At 44.0% G+C, this 19,478-nt stretch carries 16 protein-coding genes and 1 other RNA gene; 14 read left to right on the top strand and 3 right to left on the bottom strand.

Annotation, left to right across the window (positions count from 1 at the left end):
* The first annotated feature begins 3 nt into the window (after positions 1-3).
* Positions 4-480 carry a DUF2947 domain-containing protein gene (locus tag LQZ07_RS15015; protein WP_152780953.1) on the top strand — a complete coding sequence of 159 codons (477 nt, stop codon included), beginning with the start codon at positions 4-6 and terminating at the stop codon, positions 478-480.
* Positions 481-551: 71 nt separating this feature from the next.
* Here LQZ07_RS15015 and gltA read toward each other — a convergent pair whose 3' ends face one another.
* Positions 552-1,823, bottom strand: a complete 1,272-nt coding sequence (gene gltA, locus LQZ07_RS15010) for a citrate synthase (RefSeq protein ID WP_016402545.1) — start codon at positions 1,821-1,823, stop codon at positions 552-554.
* Positions 1,824-2,221: 398 nt separating this feature from the next.
* On the opposite strand from gltA, the gene sdhC reads away from it, so the two are divergent.
* The 9 genes from sdhC (at position 2,222) to LQZ07_RS14965 (ending at position 14,006) form a co-directional block, all read left to right on the top strand.
* Positions 2,222-2,602, top strand: coding sequence for a succinate dehydrogenase cytochrome b556 subunit (gene sdhC, locus LQZ07_RS15005; protein WP_249483693.1), 381 nt, complete (start codon positions 2,222-2,224; stop codon positions 2,600-2,602).
* Entirely contained in the window at positions 2,596-2,937 is a 342-nt protein-coding gene (sdhD, locus tag LQZ07_RS15000) for a succinate dehydrogenase, hydrophobic membrane anchor protein (protein WP_016402543.1), read from the top strand. The genes sdhC and sdhD overlap by 7 nt, the downstream gene beginning before the upstream one ends.
* Positions 2,938-2,942: 5 nt before the next feature.
* A complete protein-coding gene (sdhA, locus tag LQZ07_RS14995) occupies positions 2,943-4,712 on the top strand; it encodes a succinate dehydrogenase flavoprotein subunit (RefSeq protein ID WP_249483181.1) in 1,770 nt (589 codons plus the stop codon).
* A 10-nt stretch (positions 4,713-4,722) separates the two neighbouring features.
* Positions 4,723-5,436 (top strand): succinate dehydrogenase iron-sulfur subunit, encoded by a 714-nt coding sequence (locus LQZ07_RS14990; RefSeq protein ID WP_040307614.1) that lies wholly within the window; start codon positions 4,723-4,725, stop codon positions 5,434-5,436.
* Positions 5,437-5,560: 124 nt separating this feature from the next.
* Positions 5,561-8,362: a 2-oxoglutarate dehydrogenase E1 component gene (gene sucA / locus LQZ07_RS14985; protein WP_016403619.1), complete on the top strand. Its 2,802-nt coding sequence runs from the start codon at positions 5,561-5,563 to the stop codon at positions 8,360-8,362.
* Between the two features lie 21 nt (positions 8,363-8,383).
* Positions 8,384-9,571 carry a 2-oxoglutarate dehydrogenase complex dihydrolipoyllysine-residue succinyltransferase gene (gene odhB, locus LQZ07_RS14980; protein WP_152780947.1) on the top strand — a complete coding sequence of 396 codons (1,188 nt, stop codon included), beginning with the start codon at positions 8,384-8,386 and terminating at the stop codon, positions 9,569-9,571.
* A gap of 92 nt (positions 9,572-9,663) precedes the next feature.
* Positions 9,664-10,830 (top strand): ADP-forming succinate--CoA ligase subunit beta, encoded by a 1,167-nt coding sequence (gene sucC, locus LQZ07_RS14975; RefSeq protein ID WP_152780945.1) that lies wholly within the window; start codon positions 9,664-9,666, stop codon positions 10,828-10,830.
* Complete coding sequence (gene sucD, locus LQZ07_RS14970; protein ID WP_016403616.1) at positions 10,830-11,702, top strand: succinate--CoA ligase subunit alpha; 873 nt, start codon at positions 10,830-10,832, stop codon at positions 11,700-11,702. Before sucC ends, sucD begins: the two co-directional genes overlap by 1 nt.
* Positions 11,703-11,918: 216 nt before the next feature.
* On the top strand, positions 11,919-14,006 hold the full coding sequence (locus LQZ07_RS14965) for a hypothetical protein (protein ID WP_016403615.1): 2,088 nt from the start codon (positions 11,919-11,921) through the stop codon (positions 14,004-14,006).
* Between the two features lie 50 nt (positions 14,007-14,056).
* Here the strand turns inward: LQZ07_RS14965 and LQZ07_RS14960 are convergent, their stop codons facing one another.
* The gene (locus LQZ07_RS14960; RefSeq protein ID WP_194164085.1) at positions 14,057-14,209 is read right to left on the bottom strand and encodes a hypothetical protein; all 153 of its coding nucleotides are present in this window, start codon (positions 14,207-14,209) and stop codon (positions 14,057-14,059) included.
* A gap of 461 nt (positions 14,210-14,670) precedes the next feature.
* Here LQZ07_RS14960 and pfkA point away from each other — a divergent pair, with 461 nt between their 5' ends.
* Complete coding sequence (pfkA, locus tag LQZ07_RS14955) at positions 14,671-15,633, top strand: 6-phosphofructokinase (protein ID WP_016403613.1); 963 nt, start codon at positions 14,671-14,673, stop codon at positions 15,631-15,633.
* A 63-nt stretch (positions 15,634-15,696) separates the two neighbouring features.
* On the opposite strand, the gene LQZ07_RS14950 is transcribed toward pfkA, so the two are convergent.
* Positions 15,697-16,488 (bottom strand): DUF547 domain-containing protein, encoded by a 792-nt coding sequence (locus LQZ07_RS14950; protein WP_152780943.1) that lies wholly within the window; start codon positions 16,486-16,488, stop codon positions 15,697-15,699.
* A 59-nt stretch (positions 16,489-16,547) separates the two neighbouring features.
* Here LQZ07_RS14950 and ffs point away from each other — a divergent pair.
* From ffs to LQZ07_RS14935, 3 genes are all read left to right on the top strand, one after another.
* Positions 16,548-16,644: signal recognition particle sRNA small type (gene ffs / locus LQZ07_RS14945), an RNA gene on the top strand.
* 356 nt (positions 16,645-17,000) lie between these two features.
* Positions 17,001-18,161, top strand: a complete 1,161-nt coding sequence (locus LQZ07_RS14940) for an arginase family protein (protein ID WP_152780941.1) — start codon at positions 17,001-17,003, stop codon at positions 18,159-18,161.
* Between the two features lie 53 nt (positions 18,162-18,214).
* Positions 18,215-19,462 (top strand): MFS transporter, encoded by a 1,248-nt coding sequence (locus LQZ07_RS14935; protein WP_152780939.1) that lies wholly within the window; start codon positions 18,215-18,217, stop codon positions 19,460-19,462.
* Positions 19,463-19,478: the final 16 nt, after the last annotated feature.

The raw sequence follows: 19,478 nt of genomic DNA, 5'->3' as shown, positions 1-19,478 counted from the left end.
AATATGAATTACATTCCCTTAAGTGAGCACAAAAAAGCTTGGATCTTTAGACGGGCTGATCTACCCATTAGCAGTGAAGACAGCGCTGCAATTAAACCTATGACAGAGCCTCGAGCGAGTTTGTTATGGAAAGACTTTGTGAGTAAACAAGTTGATCACCCAGATTTTTTTCGTAAGGGTGATTGGGCCTTCAATCTAGAAACTTGGACTGGGCAGGGTAACTGGGAAGCTGTATGGGATAGCGAGCAACTTGCTTTACCTGAGGAGCTATTGACCCACTTAAACTGGCAAGATAATACAGTGGTTTATTATTGCAATGATCAACGAAACGTTATTGAAACCACTTGGTCGGTATTTAAGCGTTGCTGGAAAAACTTTTTGTTCATGGATGACGGAGCGTTGTTAGTCGCTAAAAAGCGCACCGAAGTTGCCCAATTCCTTGCCAACGGTAGTTATCAATTTGGCAATAAGCCTGCTTAGCGGATAGGTGAAGAGTTAATAAAAAACCGAAGCAAGTGCTTCGGTTTTTTTATGGCGCTATGTAAGAAGTGTTACTTGAACGGACGGTGCGGTTCGCCAGTGTATAACTGACGTGGACGACCGATGCGTTGGGTCTCTTCTTCCATCATTTCTTTCCAGTGAGCTATCCAGCCAACTGTACGAGATAACGCAAAGATTACAGTAAACATACTTACTGGAATACCAATTGCCTTAAGAACAATACCTGAGTAGAAATCTACATTCGGGAATAGTTTTTTCTCTTTGAAATAAGGGTCAGAAAGCGCGATGCGTTCTAATTCCATTGCTACGTCTAGTAGTGGATCATCGATGTTTAATTCGTTGAGCACTTCATGACAGCTCTCACGCATTACTGTTGCGCGTGGATCGTAGTTTTTGTAAACGCGGTGACCAAAGCCCATTAAGCGGAATGGGTCATTTTTGTCTTTAGCACGTTCAATAAACTCTGGAATACGGTCTACTGAGCCAATTTCTTCTAACATTGTTAGACATGCTTCGTTGGCACCACCATGAGCAGGCCCCCACAAACAAGCAATACCAGCAGCAATACATGCAAACGGGTTAGCACCAGAAGAGCCTGCTAAACGCACTGTTGAAGTGGAAGCATTTTGTTCGTGATCAGCATGCAACGTAAAGATACGGTCCATTGCGCGTTCAACTACAGGGCTAACCTTATATTCTTCGGTTGGCACTGAGAACATCATATTTAAGAAGTTTGCTGCGTAGCTTAAATCGTTGCGAGGGTATACAAACGGTTGGCCAGCAGAATACTTGTAGCTCATTGCGGCTAAAGTAGGCATCTTAGAAATTAACCGATAAGCTGCAATTTCGCGATGGCGCTCATTAGAGATATCCATCGAGTCGTGGTAGAAGGCAGATAATGCACCCACTACACCTACCATGATCGCCATAGGGTGCGAATCACGACGGAAACCTTGGAAAAAGTGGATTAGCTGTTCGTGCACCATTGTATGGCGTGTAACAGTGGTTTTGAAGTTTTCGTATTGTTCAACGTTTGGTCGTTCGCCGAACAAAAGAATGTAACAAACTTCAAGGTAATCAGCGTGTTTTGCTAGGTCCTCGATTGAGTAACCTCGGTGTAACAAAATACCTTGCTCACCATCGATGTAAGTGATTTTTGATTCACATGAAGCTGTCGCTAAGAAACCTGGATCAAAAGTGAAATATCCTTTTTTTCCTAGTGTACGAACATCAATTACGTCATGTCCTGCTGTACCAGACATAATCGGCATCTCGTATGCCTCTTGGCCTGGCAGCGTTAGGGTGGCTTTATTGTCAGCCATAGCACGTCTCCCTTGCTTGTTCTAATTGTATTGTTTTTTGGATACAAAGCGCAGCACATTCTCACCTAGAACAAGGTCAAATGTCAATTGGCTCTGGTTGTGAAATATGGTGACTTATAGCGTTTATGTTAAATTTTCGAATTAAGTTGACTGTTTCGTTGCGCTAAATTAGCTAAATGAAGGAAATGTTAATTGTATTTGTATAATGTGGGCGTTATACTTTCCTCGAAGTATGGCGCTAGTCCGAGCATTTTTTGCGCAATATAAATGTGAGTTTTTATACTTTAGTCTTAATTTAGGCCTTAAGTTCACAAAATTAACATTATCGCAACTCGCTGCTCTGTCCAGAGCCTCACTTTATAACCATAATAATACTCAAGGACCTGAGTGGGCAGAGAATCGTGAAAACAAAACAAAGACCAGTAAACCTCGACCTACAAACCATCAGATTTCCCATTACCGCAATTGCGTCCATCTTGCATCGTGTTTCCGGTGTGATTACCTTTTTCGCTTTGGCTATTTTGTTAGGCCTACTTGCTGAATCCCTTCAATCAGCAGAAGGTTTTTCGAATGTGCAATCTATTATGGATAACTTCTTGGTGAAGTTAATCATATGGGCAAGCCTTACCGCGTTGATGTATCACATTGTTGGCGGAATACGTCACTTGATCATGGACATGGGCTATTGGGAAGAGCTAGATAGTGCGTCATCTAGCGCTAAAATCTCATTCATTATCACTGCTGTACTGGCAGTACTAATGGGAGTAATCGTATGGTAACTAATGCTGCAACTTTTGGCCGTAGCGGTGTACATGACTTTTTGCTCATCCGCGCAACCGCCATTATTTTAACCCTATATACAATCTACTTACTTGGCTTCTTCGCATTTAACGATGTGACATATCAGTCTTGGAGTGGATTTTTTGCTTGGCTTCCAACCAAAGTATTCACCTTACTTGCACTTTTATCGATGCTGATCCATGCCTGGATTGGTTTATGGCAAGTGTTAACTGACTACGTGAAATGCACAGCATTGCGTGTTGGTTTACAGTTTTCTTTAACAGTTCTGGCGCTAATTTACGTAGCGACCGGCCTGTTTGTTATTTGGGGGTAAGTCGAGTGGCAATTTCTATTCGAGAGTTTGACGCCGTTGTAATCGGTGCTGGCGGCGCGGGAATGCGTGCTGCTTTACAGATTTCTGAAGAGGGCAAATCTTGCGCTCTAATTTCAAAAGTATTTCCAACCCGTTCTCACACTGTATCTGCTCAGGGTGGTATTACGGTTGCGTTAGGTAATTCACACAAGGATAACTGGCAGTGGCACATGTACGATACCGTTAAAGGGTCGGACTACATTGGTGACCAAGATGCCATTGAATACATGTGTAATGTAGGTCCTGAAGTTATTATTGAACTTGAAAAGATGGGTTTACCGTTTTCTCGTTTTGATAATGGCTCAATCTACCAACGCCCATTTGGTGGACAGTCTAAAGAGTTTGGCGGTGAGCAGGCTGCTCGTACTGCTGCTGCTGCAGACCGTACCGGCCATGCTTTGTTACATACGCTGTATCAGCAAAACGTTAAAAAGAAGACCACTATATTCTCTGAGTGGTATGCCTTAGATTTAGTAAAAAATGCTGATGGTGATGTTGTAGGTTGTACTGCAATGGATATCGACAGTGGCGAAGTGGTTTACTTTAAAGCTAAAGCAACCGTATTAGCTACTGGCGGAGCAGGGCGTATTTTTGCCTCAACCACCAATGCGCATATCAATACTGGTGATGGCGTGGGCATGGCGTTGCGTGCTGGTGTACCAATCCAAGATATGGAAATGTGGCAATTCCACCCAACCGGTATCGCTGGTGCCGGTGTACTAGTGACCGAAGGCTGTCGTGGCGAAGGTGGTTACTTGTTAAATAAAGACGGCGAACGCTTTATGGAGCGTTACGCTCCAAATGCTAAAGACTTGGCTGGCCGTGATGTTGTTGCGCGTTCAATGATGACTGAAATCCGCGAAGGCCGTGGATGTGATGGACCTTGGGGCCCACACATCAAACTTAAAATGGATCATCTAGGTGAAGAAGTTCTAGAGAGCCGCTTACCGGGTATTTGTGAGCTGTCTCGGACATTTGCGCATGTAGATCCTGTTAAAGAACCGATTCCTGTTATTCCTACTTGTCACTACCAAATGGGTGGTGTGCCTTGTAATGTAAACGGCCAAGCTGTTACACAAAATGAGAAAGGCGAAGACGAAATCATTAACGGCTTGTTTGCTGTGGGTGAAATTGCTTGTGTATCGGTACACGGCGCCAACCGCTTAGGCGGTAACTCATTACTTGATTTGGTTGTGTTTGGTCGAGCTGCAGGTAAATTCTTAGGTGAATACCTAAACGATGATATCGATATGGCAGATGCTACAGAAGCAGAATTAGATGCTGCCATGGCTCGTTATAATCGTTGGGAAAATTCGACTTCAGACGGTGAAGACCCAGTTCAAATTCGTAAAGACCTCCAACAATGTATGCAGCTTAACTTCTCGGTGTTCCGCGAAGGCGAGTCTATGGCTAAAGGCCTAGAAGAGTTACAAGTTATTCGCAAACGTTTAGCTAACGCCCGTTTGGATGATAAGTCGAAAGACTTTAATACTCAGCGTGTAGAGTGCTTAGAATTAGACAACTTAATGGCAACAGCAATTGCTACAGCCCATGCTGCAAACTTTCGCACTGAAAGTCGTGGCGCGCATAGTCGCTTCGATTACCCAGATCGTGATGACGCACAATGGCTGTGCCATTCACTGTTTGATCCAGCTAGCGAGACCATGGGGCGTCGTGAGGTGAATATGTCACCAAACCTACGTGAAGCTTTCGAACCTAAAGTTCGCACATATTAAGGAGGCGGTAATGAACGTTAATTTTTCTCTGTACCGCTACAACCCGGATACGGACACAAAACCAAATATGAAGTCATATCAGCTTGAGGTCCCAGAGGGCTCTGATATGATGGTACTAGATGCATTGATTTTGCTTAAAGAACAAGACCCTAGCATTGCTTTTCGACGTTCATGTCGTGAAGGCGTTTGTGGTTCCGACGGCATTAATATGAATGGTAAAAACGGCTTAGCTTGTGTGACTCCTTTGTCAGACTTGTTAGGTAAAGGCGATATTGTTATTCGCCCGCTGCCAGGCTTGCCTGTAGTACGCGACCTCGTGGTTGATATGGGGCAGTTTTACGATAACTATGCGCGTATTAAGCCATTCTTAATCAATGATGAACAAATTCCACCTGCTCGTGAAAACTTGCAGAGCCCAGAAGAGCGCGAAAAGTTAGACGGAATGTATGAGTGTATCCTATGTGCATGTTGTTCAACGTCTTGTCCTTCTTTCTGGTGGAACCCAGAGAAATTTGTTGGCCCTGCTGGCCTATTGGCAGCATATCGTTGGTTAGCAGATAGCCGAGATACGGCTACTGATGAACGTCTTGCAGAATTAGACGATGCCTTTAGCGTATTCCGCTGTCATGGCATTATGAACTGTGTAAGTGTTTGTCCTAAAGGATTAAACCCGACAAAAGCTATCGGCCATATTAAGTCGATGCTGATAAAACGGGCTGTTTAGCAAAAAGTTAATTTTTATAATTAGCTGGTTCTAAATAGCCATTTTACTTCGGTAGGATGGCTATTTTTTTATAAACCCCTATAAAGTCATACAGTGACGTAGAAAATAAAGGGATAGCGTTTAAATGCAAAATGGCGTAATGAAGGCCTGGCTAGAGTCCTCGCATTTAGCTGGTGCTAATTCGACCTATGTGGAAGACCTCTATGAGGCATATTTAGAAGATCCTTCTTCTGTATCTGAACAATGGCAGGAAGTGTTCGCTGAGCTTCCAGCTGTGGAAGGTACATCTGAAGATACCCCTCACGCTCCTATTCGTGACTACTTTCGCCGTTTAGCGAAAGATACCTCTCGTTTTAGTTCTCCGGTTGAAGACCCTCAACACGGTGCCAAACAAGTTAAAGTATTGCAGTTAATTAATGCTTACCGCTTTCGCGGACATCAGCATGCGCAACTGGATCCTTTAGGTTTATGGCAACAAGAACGCGTAGCCGACCTATCTCCAGAGTTTCACGCCTTAGATAGTGCAGACTTTGAAGAAACGTTTAACGTAGGTTCGTATGCCATTGGTAAAGAAACCATGGCACTTAAAGATTTACATAAGTCTTTATTAAAAACCTACTGTGGCTCTATCGGTGCTGAATACATGCACATTACCGATACTGACGAAAAACGTTGGATTCAAAGCCGCTTAGAGTCTGTTGAAGGGCAGGGCGACTTTACACAAGAAGACCGAATTCGCTTTCTTAAAAGCCTAACAGCAGCAGAGGGTTTAGAAAAATACCTAGGTGCTAAATTCCCAGGGGCAAAACGCTTCTCGTTGGAAGGTGGCGATAGCTTGCTGGTAATGCTTAAAGAGATTGTTCGCTCGGCAGGTATTCAAGGTACTAAAGAGGTTGTTGTGGGCATGGCTCACCGCGGTCGCTTAAACGTACTGGTAAATGTATTGGGTAAAAACCCATCAGAATTGTTTGATGAGTTTGCCGGTAAACACGACGACACTTGGGGCACTGGTGACGTTAAATACCACCAAGGCTTTAGTTCAGACTTTGCTACTCCTGGTGGCAATGTACATATGTCGTTAGCCTTTAACCCATCGCATTTAGAAATTGTAAACCCTGTAGTGATGGGCTCAGTTCGTGCTCGACAAGATCGTCGCGCGGGTGAGAACTGTTTACCAATTACCATCCACGGTGACTCAGCTATTGCTGGACAAGGTGTAGTGCAAGAAACCTTTAATATGTCACAAGCTCGTGGCTTTAAAGTTGGCGGCACAGTGCGAATTGTGGTGAATAACCAAGTAGGTTTCACCACCTCCAATCCGCGTGATACTCGCTCAACCCAATACTGTACCGATATTGCAAAAATGGTGCAGGCGCCAATATTCCACGTAAATGGCGACGACCCAGAAGCGGTTGCTTTTGTTAGCCGAATGGCGCTGGACTACCGCAATACCTTTAAGCGTGATGTAGTTATTGATTTGGTATGTTACCGCCGCCATGGTCACAACGAAGCCGATGAGCCTAATGCAACTCAGCCTTTGATGTACCAAAAAATTAAGAAGCATCCAACGCCACGTAAATTTTACGCGGATGTGTTAGTTGAGCGCGGTCAATTAGATAGCGCCGAGGCCACTGCGTTGGTTAATGGCTACCGTGATCAACTAGATAATGGTGATTGTGTTGTTGAAGAATGGCGCCCAATGACTGAGCACAGTGTTGATTGGCGACCATACCTTGGTCATGAATGGGATATGGAATACGATTCTTCGTTACCCGTTGAAGCTATTCAAGATCTTGGTGAAAGGCTAACCAAGCTACCAGAAGAACATAAGCTGCACCCTCGAGTTAAGAAAATTAACGATGATCGTCGCTTAATGGCCTTAGGTGAAAAACCACTCGATTGGGGTTTTGCAGAAAATTTAGCTTACGCAAGCTTGCTTGACGAGAAGCAAAATATCCGTATTACCGGGCAAGACTCTGGCCGTGGTACTTTCTTCCACCGTCATGCTGTATTACACAATCAGACCGATGCTTCAACCTATGTGCCTCTTAAGAACTTGGCTGAAGAGCAAGGGCACTTAGCCTTGTTTGACTCAGTATTATCTGAAGAAGCAGTTCTGGCTTTTGAATATGGTTACACAACTGCAGAGCCTTCTACTTTGGTTATTTGGGAAGCGCAGTTTGGTGATTTTGCTAACGGTGCCCAAGTGGTAATCGACCAATTCTTATCATCTGGCGAGCAAAAGTGGGGCCGTATGTGTGGCCTTGTGATGTTGCTTCCACATGGTTACGAAGGTCAAGGTCCAGAGCACTCATCGGCTCGTTTAGAGCGTTATTTGCAATTGTGTGCAGAACACAACATGCAAGTATGTGTGCCATCTACACCTGCCCAGGTTTACCATATGTTGCGACGCCAACAGGTTCGCCCTATGCGTCGCCCGTTAGTGGTAATGTCGCCTAAGTCGTTACTTCGTCATCCTCTAGCGGTGTCTAGTTTAGAAGAGTTAGCGGAAGGCCAGTTCCAAAATGCTATCGGTGAATTAGACGATATCGACCCAGCTCAGGTTCGCCAAGTAGTAATGTGTTCAGGCAAAGTTTATTACGACTTGCTTGAGCAACGCCGTAAAAATGAACAAACTGATGTTGCTTTGGTACGTATTGAGCAGTTGTATCCGTTCCCCGACCAAGACGTGAAACAAATTTTTGAACAATATCAACATGTAGAAAGATTTGTTTGGTGTCAGGAAGAGCCGCTTAACCAAGGTGCTTGGTATAGTAGCCAGCATCACTTTAAATCTGTAATCCCTGCCGGAGCAGAATTGCGTTATGCTGGTCGACCAGCATCTGCGTCACCTGCGGTTGGGTATATGTCCCTTCACTTAAAACAACAACGCGCTCTAGTTACTGATGCGTTGACAGTTGAATAAAAAAGAATAAAGGAAGCCTTAATGAGCATTGAAATTAAAGTGCCAGACCTACCTGAATCAGTAGCTGATGCAACAATTGCCACTTGGCACAAGCAGCCTGGTGACGCAGTAGAGCGTGATGAAGTAATTGTTGATATTGAGACAGATAAAGTTGTACTTGAAGTGCCCGCATTGGAAGCTGGCGTGCTTGAAGAGATTGTTGAAGCAGAAGGTGAAACGGTACTTGCTCAGCAAGTTATCGGTAAGATGAAAGCAGGCGCAGTTGCTGGCGAAGAAGTTAGCACTAAAGCTGCAGATGCAGGCAACGATAAAGCTGATAGCGGCGAAGAGTTATCTCCTTCTGTTCGTCGTTTAGTGGCAGAGAAGGGTATTGATGCCTCTGCAATTAAAGGCTCTGGTCCAAATGGTCGTATAACCAAAGAAGATGTAGAAGCACATATTGCTAAACCTGCAGCAGCTGCCAAAGAAGCTAAAGCCGAAGCCGCTGCGCCACAAGCGCCGCTATCTTCGCGTAGTGAAAAGCGTGTCGCTATGACGCGTTTACGCAAGCGTGTTGCTGAGCGTTTGTTGGAAGCTAAAAATACCACTGCAATGTTAACAACCTTCAATGAAGTCAACATGAAGCCAATTATGACTTTGCGTAAGCAATATCAAGAGGTATTTGAAAAGCGTCATGATATTCGTTTAGGCTTTATGTCTTTTTACGTAAAAGCAGTTGTTGAAGCGTTAAAACGCTTCCCAGAAGTTAACGCGTCTATCGACGGTGATGAAATTGTTTACCACAATTACTTCGACGTAAGCATCGCTGTATCAACGCCTCGTGGCTTGGTAACGCCGGTACTGCGTGACTGTGATTTGCTAAGCGTTGCTGATATCGAAAAAGGCATCCGTGAGCTGGCTATTAAAGGTCGTGATGGTAAGTTAACCGTTGAAGAATTAACCGGTGGTAACTTTACAATTACTAACGGTGGTGTATTTGGCTCGTTAATGTCTACGCCAATTATTAACCCCCCACAAAGCGCTATTTTGGGCATGCACAAAATTCAAGACCGCCCAATGGCAGTGAACGGCCAGGTAGAAATTTTACCAATGATGTACTTAGCGTTGTCTTATGACCACCGCTTGGTAGATGGAAAAGAGTCGGTTGGTTTCTTAGTAACCATTAAAGAGTTACTCGAAGACCCAACACGCTTATTGCTCGACGTGTAATAAAAGTTTGTATTGGGCCTGGTTTTCAGGCCCTTATTCGGAAAGGTGTTCAGCACCTCTAATGTATCCCCTAACACTATGGATAGAACATCATGAATTTGCATGAATATCAGGCCAAGCAATTATTTGCCGACTATGGCTTGCCAGTGCCAGAAGGTTACGCCTGTGATACCCCACAAGAAGCAGCTGAAGCTGCGGGCAAAATCCCTGGCTCTACATGGGTAGTAAAAACTCAAGTTCACGCAGGTGGACGCGGTAAAGCTGGCGGCGTAAAAGTAACGTCTGATAAAGAAGAAATTAAGGCATTTGCTCAACAATGGTTAGGCAAAAACTTAGTCACTTATCAAACCGATGCTAACGGCCAACCTGTATCAAAAATCTTGGTAGAAGAAGCTTCTGACATCGCTAACGAGCTTTACTTAGGCGCGGTTGTCGATCGTGCAACGCGTCGCGTTGTATTTATGGCATCAACTGAAGGCGGCATGGAAATCGAAAAGGTTGCCGAAGAAACGCCAGAGTTGATTCACCAAATGGCTATTGACCCCTTAGTAGGTCCGCAAGCTTATCAAGCGCGTGAGTTAGCGTTTAAATTAGGCCTTGAAGGCGCTCAAATTCGTCAATTCACTAAGATCTTTGTTGGTCTTGCAGAAATGTTTACTGACCACGATTTGGCGCTTTTAGAAATTAACCCGCTAGTGGTTACCGGTAGCGGTGATTTAGTTTGCCTAGACGGTAAAATTAACATCGATTCAAATGCGATGTACCGTCAGCCTAAGCTACGCGAAATGCACGATCCTTCGCAGGAAGATGAGCGTGAAGCACATGCTGCACAATGGGGGCTAAATTACGTAGCACTCGATGGCAGCATTGGTTGTATGGTTAACGGTGCCGGCCTAGCAATGGGTACTATGGATATCGTTCAACTACACGGCGGTTCTCCGGCCAACTTCCTAGATGTTGGTGGCGGCGCAACCAAAGAACGTGTTACAGAAGCATTTAAGATTATTTTGTCAGACGACAAAGTAAAAGCCGTATTGGTAAACATTTTTGGCGGTATTGTACGTTGTGACCTAATCGCCGACGGTATTATTGGCGCTGTAGAAGAAGTTGGTGTGAGTGTACCCGTTGTTGTTCGCCTTGAAGGTAACAATGCGGAGCTAGGTACCCAACGTTTGGCTGAGTCAGGCCTTAACATTATTGCAGCTACCAGCTTAACTGATGCTGCAGAGCAAGTAGTTAAAGCAGCGGAGGCCAAGTAATGAGCATTCTAATCGACAAAAATACTAAAGTGATCTGTCAAGGCTTCACAGGTGGTCAAGGTACTTTCCACTCTGAGCAAGCTATTGAGTACGGTACGCAAATGGTAGGTGGTGTATCACCTGGGAAAGGCGGTCAGACTCACTTAGGTCTTCCTGTGTTCAATACCGTAAGTGAAGCGGTTCAAGCTACTGGCGCAGACGCTACAGTGATTTACGTTCCAGCTCCTTTCTGTAAAGACGCTATTTTAGAAGCAATCTCAGCTGGCATCAAAATCATCATCACTATTACCGAAGGCATTCCAACTTTGGATATGCTAGAAGTTAAAGTGAAATTGGATGAAGCTGGCGCACGTATGATTGGCCCTAACTGTCCGGGTGTTATTACGCCTGACGAATGTAAGATTGGTATTATGCCTGGCCACATTCATAAAGCCGGTAAAGTTGGTATTGTGTCTCGCTCAGGCACACTTACGTACGAAGCTGTTAAGCAAACTACCGACGAAGGTTTTGGTCAGTCTAGCTGTGTAGGTATTGGCGGCGACCCTATTCCAGGCTCTAACTTCATCGACATTTTGGAAATGTTCCAAAACGATCCAAAAACTGAAGCAATCGTAATGATTGGTGAAATTGGTGGTAGTGCAGAAGAAGAAGCAGCAGCTTACATTAAAGAAAATGTAACCAAGCCTGTAGTTTCTTACATTGCTGGTGTTACTGCTCCTCCGGGTAAGCGTATGGGCCACGCCGGTGCCATTATCGCTGGCGGTAAAGGTACTGCCGCAGACAAGTTTGCTGCTCTTGAAGATGCAGGTGTTAAAACAGTACGTAGCCTTGCCGATATTGGTAAAGCATTGCGTGAAGTTACCGGTTGGTAATTTTCAACTTAATGCAATAAGGCGCCTTTGGGCGCCTTTTTTATTGGCTAAAATTTGTTAGCTCTTTGGTGGTATGAACGCATAGATTTGTAAGCGACTTACTATTATCACAATAACCATTGTTAAGGGGCTGAATAACTTGCTTTTAAGCGGGGAATGAACAAGGATGAAGGGATAAAAATAAAATAATTACTAGACTAACGACAAGGATGAACTATGAAGGATTCTCTTCCTATAGAACATTTGTATTACACAGAGAGTAGCCTAGAGAAAATTCTAGGTAACCTCGACAAAGTTAGACAGAATATCTTTCCTAATTTGTCTGAAGAAAAAGACTTATTAGAACAAAGCTTCCCCTCTGTTTGCTTAATTGGCCTAGGTCGCTGCGGATCAAACATAGCACTTGATGTAGCCACTTTGGTATACAACTCCCGTAATCACTACCTTAACGAGTTAGAGTACCAAGACCAACTCGCTCAGGAACGTGAATTTAAACCGATGCGTTGGATTAAAAATCATTTGCCACTGGATAGCGGTAACGGTGACAACCCAGTATTTTTAATTGAACCCGTGGTTCTGGTAGGCGATTTAGATAAAGACATTGCCGGGCGTATTAAGTACTCCTCACAAGCCGGTCGCCAAAAGTTTTTAGATGAATATAAGAAGCTCCAGTTGATGGACTTATCTGAAGTACACGCCGGAGGCGCGGGTAACGCGCCAATTTTAGGCCAGTACTTAGCTAAGATTATTTTAAATAAGGAAACTGCCAGCTTCAGAAACGAAGATTGGCGTCACATTCACTCTTACTTGGTCGACTCTTGCGGCATTAAAGCTAACCAATCGCGCCTTTACTTCTATATATTTAGTGCCGGTGGTGGTACGGGTTCTGGCATGGCATCCGAGTTTGGCCTTGCTCAGCAGTTTTCTTACCTAAGTAAAACCTTTGATTATCAAGTTTCGCCATCTAATCAACCCGATAAACGCGATTCTTTTGTTTTTGAACCTATTTTCACTTCAGGCATTTGTATCCTGCCTAATATCTCGGGTAGCAGTATCGAGGTGTCTGAAGCACTACATATTAACGCCGGTCGTTTGTTATGTAAGTACCTTTCTGAAGAGTGGGATTTCTCGTATAACGTAGAGCGTGAAAGTAACGATACGCCAGAAGATGTGATGAAGCGGATTCGCCCTTGGAACTCCATGATGTTGATTTCTAACGATATCATGCGTTATGTAGAGCAAGAAGAAAGCGATAATGGCAAAGATATTGACGTAAACACGATGGAGAAATATGCCAATCAGTATATCTCTCAACAAATATTCAATATCTTAACCGCGCAAGCCGTAACCACTGATTACGATGAAAACTACTTCCGTCGCGCAGGCATTGATATTTCAGAAACCGTACGCTTAGATGCAAACGATTTGTTCATGAGTATGGCTGGCCCTGTAGCGGTCGCTTACGCAGAGAGTGTGGTAAACAAATCTGTAAATGATGATGTTGATATTGATGAGTTGTTTTTCCGCTCAATAGATTTACCTCACTTCAATCGTGATACTCAAGCTATTGAAGGTATTAGTATTTTACCTATCGAATCGCAGCGTTATAAGCAGTCATTGAAGAAGTATCAAGACAGCCAATACAATGCAGAAGAGCTAAACGACTTACACTTCTTCAAGCATTGTTCGTCGGTAATTTCTATTATCTCTTTGCCAAAAGACTACAAGCTGTCGTTTATGGATTTAAACAAGCTGAAAGTGCATATTAATAAGCTGTTCCCAAACACGACCTTAAAGCGCTATGCTCTCGTAATTGGCGCTTCAGCAAACTTGTCTTTAACGACTTTGGTAGCCAAGAGCCCATGTTTAAGTGATGACTTTTTGACCTTGGTGGTTGCTTATATTAAACGTTGTTTTGCTAAAGAAGAGTATCGTTATAACGATGATATCGACCAAGCAATACTGCGCTTTATTACCCAAGATGAGTTTAAGCCAGAAGAGTTACAAGAGTTCTTATGGGAGTTTGAAAACCCAGCCAAGATCTTAGATACCAATTGGTATGCTATTAAGCCAATGTATGAGAAGAAATATCGAGAGCTAATTGGCGAAGCTGATAAGTTTGTATCGATTAACGATATTCGTTTGGACTTTAAGAATGTGGAAAATGCGATTAAATATCTGCGTGAAATTTATCGACACCGCATCAGTAAAACCAACATTCTATCTTTGGATAATGATGCCGGCGGAGTTATTCACTTATCGCCTGGGCTACACTCAATAGAGCCTGTGGCCGAATCTAAATAAATACTAAAAAAGGGGCTTTAGCCCCTTTTTTTATGTGTGCAGCAAGCAAATTAGTTATTGCCTAAGCTTTCGCTGTCTAATACTAACTCTAGTGCTTCGGCTGCAAGGTTTTGCTCTTGTTGGCGTAGTAAGTTGTAGTTCTCTACAGCGCGGCGATTGGTCGCTACGTTTCGTTCGATAGCATATTGAAGATCAGTCTTCATGGGATTCCCTATATATACGATGATCAAACTTATGACCTTATGGTCGGCACAAGTTTGAGGGCGCAATGTTACACAAATGTGAAGGAAAGGTGAAGTGTTTACTTTGTGTTTTGAGCCCGTTTGCCGCTAAATTGTTCAAAATAAGCAGAAAGCCAAATTCCTTCTATAATCGGGGGCAAGCCTTGTGATTATACTTGGACAAGGATGAAAATTTGTTTCAAAATGTGGGCGTTATCTGATTAGGGTCATAAAACTTTTACCCTTTGCGTGGCAAAATGCGCGCTCATAAAAACAGTGGGTTGGAATTGTGAAGTCGCCGATTCTAGTGCTGTTAAAAGAATATTTGTTGTTTCGTGCAGCCAAGTTAAGCCAATAAAAGCAAAAAAGCATTAAAAGGCAGGCACGAAGGAATTGTTGAATTATTACGTAAGTTTTGGTCAGTTCAGCTTTGTGAGGGAATGATGGTTAAGAAAATTGGTGTTTTAACAAGTGGCGGCGACGCTCCTGGTATGAATGCTGCGGTACGTGCAGTTGTGCGTAGTGCGTTATCTAAAGATATTGAAGTATACGGCGTATACGACGGTTACATGGGCTTATACGAAGACAACATTAAGAAGTTGGATCGTTACAGCGTTTCTGATGTTATCAACCGTGGTGGTACGTTCTTGGGCTCAGCTCGATTCCCAGAATTTAAAGAACTTGCTACCCGTGAAGTAGCAGTAGAGAACATGAAGAAACACGGCATCGAAGCGCTTGTAGTCGTGGGCGGTGACGGTTCTTACATGGGCGCTAAAAAGCTAACTGAAATGGGTTTCCCATGTATTGGTTTGCCAGGCACTATCGACAACGATATTGCAGGTACTGATTACACCATCGGTTTCGATACTGCACTAAACGTAGTGATTGACGCGATTGACCGTATTCGTGATACCTCTTCTTCACACAACCGTATTTCTGTGATCGAAATCATGGGTCGCTACTGTGGCGACTTAGCCATGCAAGCTAGCATCGCCGGTGGTGCAGAATACGTGATTATTCCTGAAAAGGGTTTTGATCGTGAAGAGCTATTAAACAGCCTTAAAGATGGTCAGAAAAAAGGTAAGAAACACGCTATTGTTGCGATTACCGAGCACATCACTAACGTGAATGAGTTAGCTGCCGGTATCGAAATGGCCACTGGTCGCGAAACTCGTGCAACCATTCTTGGCCACATTCAACGTGGTGGTACACCAACCGGTCGTGACCGCGTAATGGCTAGCCGTATGGGTGCATACGCGGTAGACCTTCTACTAGAAGGCGAAGGTGGACGTTGTATCGGTATTCAAAACAACAAGATGGTTCATCACGACATCATCGATTGTATTGAAAACATGAAACGCCCATTCAACGAAGAGTTGTACGACCTATCTAAGTGCTTGTTCTAAGCGCTTAGCACTATTAAAAAAGCCCGCAATAGCGGGCTTTTTTGTATCTTCAATTCACTGTCATTAGCGATAGTCGTTTAACGACCAATCGTAATCTAGGTAAGATATTTTAGCCTTTTTAACTTGCTCAGGGCTTATACGTAAATCTGCAGCATACTGGCTCAAGTAGTTATTAAGGCCACCTTCAAAGTCACCTTTGTACCATTTGAAGATTGAAGAGAGGTAAAGCCGATCTTTTTCGTTGTCATAATAGTTTTTGTTGCTATGCAAAAACTCTCTAAACGCTTGGGTGAGTTGTTGCTCAACGGCTTCGCCAGTAAATGCCACGCTTTGCAGAGGAGGGCAGCTAATAGCAGCACACACCACCGCCGCATGAATGTGTGGATTATTGTAACCCGGTCGAATTAAATCGTGTTCGATATGATCAAGACTGACTTTTTCACCAAACAGCATAAAGCGTTTTTTCTTCCAGGGCGATTGAAACAGGTTACCCAAATCGCGAATAGAAGTAATGTTAGGGTAGGCGCTAAGAATGTACTGCACGGTATAAGCATTGTAGGCATTAATTAGAAATGCCAGTTGCTCGTTATCAGACCAAGCATCAAATTTACTTTGCGTAATGCTTGCCAATTTGTCTAAATAAGCCTGTAATTCTTGTCGATCAAAGTTGGCATAGTCTACGCGACTTTCTTGATTAGCCACCGGCCAATGAACATATTCTTTTAGCAAACCATCCCATTGCGAGTGATCAAAAGATTCTGCCAAGGCCAATGGAGATGCAATTAAACTAATAAGGATTAAAACTTGAGCAAACAAACGCTTTGCAGGGTTAAAAAGCGTTTTTAGCGTTTGCAAAACCGTAAGGCTTAAGCGAGAATAGCCTCGCTTCTTCGGAAGCTCATCTATGGTGGCCCTATTGGTCCTCCCGCATTGACACTCTGTGAACTCGGCCAGGCCCGGAAGGGAGCAACCGCAGCAGACGACTCGAGTGCCGGGATGTGGCTGGTAGGGTTGCCACCCAATCTTATAAGTAACTAATTTAATAAGATTTATCAAACTTATTCCTTCTGAATTCAACTTGTATTTGTTTAGCATAGTTTAGTTTTATGATGTCTAACTATATCTGTAGCTAATTCTTAACTCTCTATTTAGACAGAGAAAAGCTAAGAAAACTTCCTCGTTTCTTTTTTTATTTATTAGTTCTTCTCCTTTGCTTGCCAATTTGAGCTTCGCGTGTTACCTCCTGTCACTGTGTTACTCCAGTAACTTACTTCTTTGTGTTTGTTCAAAAATCCACAATGGCTCCGTCAAAACAAACAGCGCTTAGCTAAAGGCTTAGCCGCTGATTTAAACCGGAGACTAAAACAATGACTACATCTACTTTTAAAAAACATCCGCCAATTCCTGCAGAGCGTTTAGCAAAGTACCAAGACTTGTGGCTTAATTCGCAAAGCATTGATGGCATTGACCAAGAAGTAATGGAGCACTTGGTGCGCATTAGTGAAATGGGCGGTGTAGGTCTTGAGGTGGTAGGTAACCTGAACAAAGAATACTTGGGTGCATTTATGGCCCCGTTCTCTAGAGACACCCAAAATGCCGATATTGCTGTTGTTGGGCAACCTTTAGAAAAAGCCGCTCCAATGAATAGTTCGCATAAATATGGGCCAAAAGCCTTACGTGAACTGTCAAAAAATGCCATGGGAACTATTGAGCCAAGCCCAACCGGCGGCTGGGATATTCCTTTCGATAATGCGCGTATTATCGATTACGGCAATATTGATACCTACGGCCAGTTCGATATGAAAGACGAAGTGCAAAAAATTGTTGATGAGTACGAGAAAATTGTACTAGAAGACGATTGCGTTACTTTTACATGGGGTGGCGACCATACCACTAGCTATGCACCTATCGCGGCCCTGGGCAAAAAGTTTGGCCCATTAAGTTTGATTCACTTTGATGCGCATTATGACTTAGTTACCTTCGCAGATTTTGAGTACCCCTATCACTCAGGCAACCAGTTTACTCGCAACTTTGCCGAAGGGAACTTAGATCCTGAGCGCATGATTACCATGGGTATTCGTGGCCGAATGACTGCCTTGGTGGGGGGGCATGCTAAAAACTTTGGCGTAGAAACTTACAGCTCTGACGATGTGTTTGATTTAGGCACTACCGAGATAGCCGAGCGTATTTTGAAGCGAGTAGGCAATGGCCCTTGTTACTTTAGCTTTGATTTGGATGCACTAGATGCAACCGACAATACGTCTAACTCAGCCATTGAACCTTTTGGTCTTAAGTCGCGCCAAGTGTGGGACATCATTCGTTACTTGCGTAAACACGGCGACATTAACTTAGTCGGTGCTGATGTGGTGGAATACACGCCGCAACACGATATGTCAAAACGTGATGGTTACATTGCTGCAGGCATTAGCTGGAAACTGCTTTGTTGGTTAGCAGATTGCACCGCTAAACGTAATGGTGAAAAACGTAAAACACAATGGCCACAAGCTTTTGGCAAAGCCAGCCTGTAATAAATGGGGCGACAGCAATGTCGCCTTTTGCTTTTGTGTTTTAGGAGTACGTTATGAATAAGCCACGTTGGGGTTTAGAGGCTTGGTATACCGCGCACTTATGCTACGGCATTATCCAGTTGGTATTTATCCCTATTCTAATTCCCACTTTTATTCTTGATAAAACTGGCAGTCCAACGCAAGTGGGTATTGCTATGGGTATTTTGGGCTTGTCGGGTTTGCTGGCACCTGTGCTAGGCGGGCTTGCAGATAGATATCGCGCGCACCGAGCTGCGCAGTTAATAGGTTTAGCGGCGATTGCTATTGCTGCGCTGGTTTTTGGGCTGTCAGGTGCCAATTTCATGCTGCATTTGTTAGCCGCTGTGTTTTTAGGTTTGGGTTCAGCTTCCCTTCTGATGATTAACCCGGCGTTTATCGTCTCCGGGGGTTATGAAGCAGAAGAGGAAGCCTCCAAGCTTACTTTGCTTAATCAGGTTGCTATTGTGGGTTCGTTGCTTGCTGGCATTGGTTTAGCTGCCTTAACCGAAGCTGGCGTGTCGTTTGAGCTACGCTTTGCAGTCATGTTCTTCATCCCTTTGTTAGCGCTGCTAGTAACCGCTGCTACCAACAAACAAGCCGCTGCGCGGATTAAAGTAGAACAAGTCAATGAGGGAAGCGAAGCCGGTGGAATCATGCAGGTGGTGTTTTCTCGCTTTGGTCTGATTTTGCTGGCTATCTTTTTTGTATCGATTGGCCAAGGAGTTATCACCGGGCAGTTTCCTAACTATATGGCTGAGGTATTTAAGGTTGATGCTGCGCTTTCATCTATGGCCTTGTCGGTATCGGCGGTAGTTAGCTTGGTGCTGTTATTTTTAGTGGGTAAAGCCATGGCTAAAGTAGGTGGCGAGAGAGTATGGTTGCTGGCGGTAGTGGCTAAAGTCGTGGTGATGCTAGGTCTCGCTGGGCTTGCCTTATATGCTGGCCAACTTGCGGCATACCTACCTTTAGGTTTGTATCTGGTTTATCTACAAGGAGTGACAGCGGTAGATATGGTGCAGCCAGCCATTGCAGCCAAAGCTTCTCGAGCCGGTGCGGGGATGACTCAAGGCCTATTAATGTTTGCCATTGCCGGTGCTTATGCTGGCGGTAATGTACTCAGTGGCATTAGTGCCGATAGCTTTGGTTGGAGCTCGCTCGCAAGCATAGTGGCAGCGGTTAGCGCTATTGCCTTAGTGGTTGGTTTAACTTGCTTAGTAAGCAAACCCAAAGTGGCTATTCAACGGGCTACTTTTAATGACTCGGAGTCAACCAGCAAGCTTTAAGGTTTAGCGCTTCATC

Source organism: Agarivorans sp. B2Z047 (assembly GCF_023373605.1).
Taxonomy (GTDB): Bacteria; Pseudomonadota; Gammaproteobacteria; order Enterobacterales; family Celerinatantimonadaceae; genus Agarivorans; species Agarivorans albus.
Note: the sequence above shows the minus strand (reverse complement) of the source record. Positions and strands in the feature narration are given on the sequence as shown.

What these genes read in the sequence shown, in the direction of transcription:
- LQZ07_RS15015 (WP_152780953.1), top strand. Translation starts at nt 4, where the DNA reads ATGAATTACATTCCCTTAAGTGAGCACAAAAAAGCTTGGATCTTTAGA.
- gltA (WP_016402545.1), bottom strand. Translation starts at nt 1,823, where the DNA reads ATGGCTGACAATAAAGCCACCCTAACGCTGCCAGGCCAAGAGGCATAC.
- sdhD (WP_016402543.1), top strand. Translation starts at nt 2,596, where the DNA reads ATGGTAACTAATGCTGCAACTTTTGGCCGTAGCGGTGTACATGACTTT.
- LQZ07_RS14990 (WP_040307614.1), top strand. Translation starts at nt 4,723, where the DNA reads ATGAACGTTAATTTTTCTCTGTACCGCTACAACCCGGATACGGACACA.
- sucA (WP_016403619.1), top strand. Translation starts at nt 5,561, where the DNA reads ATGCAAAATGGCGTAATGAAGGCCTGGCTAGAGTCCTCGCATTTAGCT.
- odhB (WP_152780947.1), top strand. Translation starts at nt 8,384, where the DNA reads ATGAGCATTGAAATTAAAGTGCCAGACCTACCTGAATCAGTAGCTGAT.
- sucC (WP_152780945.1), top strand. Translation starts at nt 9,664, where the DNA reads ATGAATTTGCATGAATATCAGGCCAAGCAATTATTTGCCGACTATGGC.
- sucD (WP_016403616.1), top strand. Translation starts at nt 10,830, where the DNA reads ATGAGCATTCTAATCGACAAAAATACTAAAGTGATCTGTCAAGGCTTC.
- LQZ07_RS14965 (WP_016403615.1), top strand. Translation starts at nt 11,919, where the DNA reads ATGAAGGATTCTCTTCCTATAGAACATTTGTATTACACAGAGAGTAGC.
- LQZ07_RS14960 (WP_194164085.1), bottom strand. Translation starts at nt 14,209, where the DNA reads ATGAAGACTGATCTTCAATATGCTATCGAACGAAACGTAGCGACCAAT.
- pfkA (WP_016403613.1), top strand. Translation starts at nt 14,671, where the DNA reads ATGGTTAAGAAAATTGGTGTTTTAACAAGTGGCGGCGACGCTCCTGGT.
- LQZ07_RS14940 (WP_152780941.1), top strand. Translation starts at nt 17,001, where the DNA reads ATGACTACATCTACTTTTAAAAAACATCCGCCAATTCCTGCAGAGCGT.
- LQZ07_RS14935 (WP_152780939.1), top strand. Translation starts at nt 18,215, where the DNA reads ATGAATAAGCCACGTTGGGGTTTAGAGGCTTGGTATACCGCGCACTTA.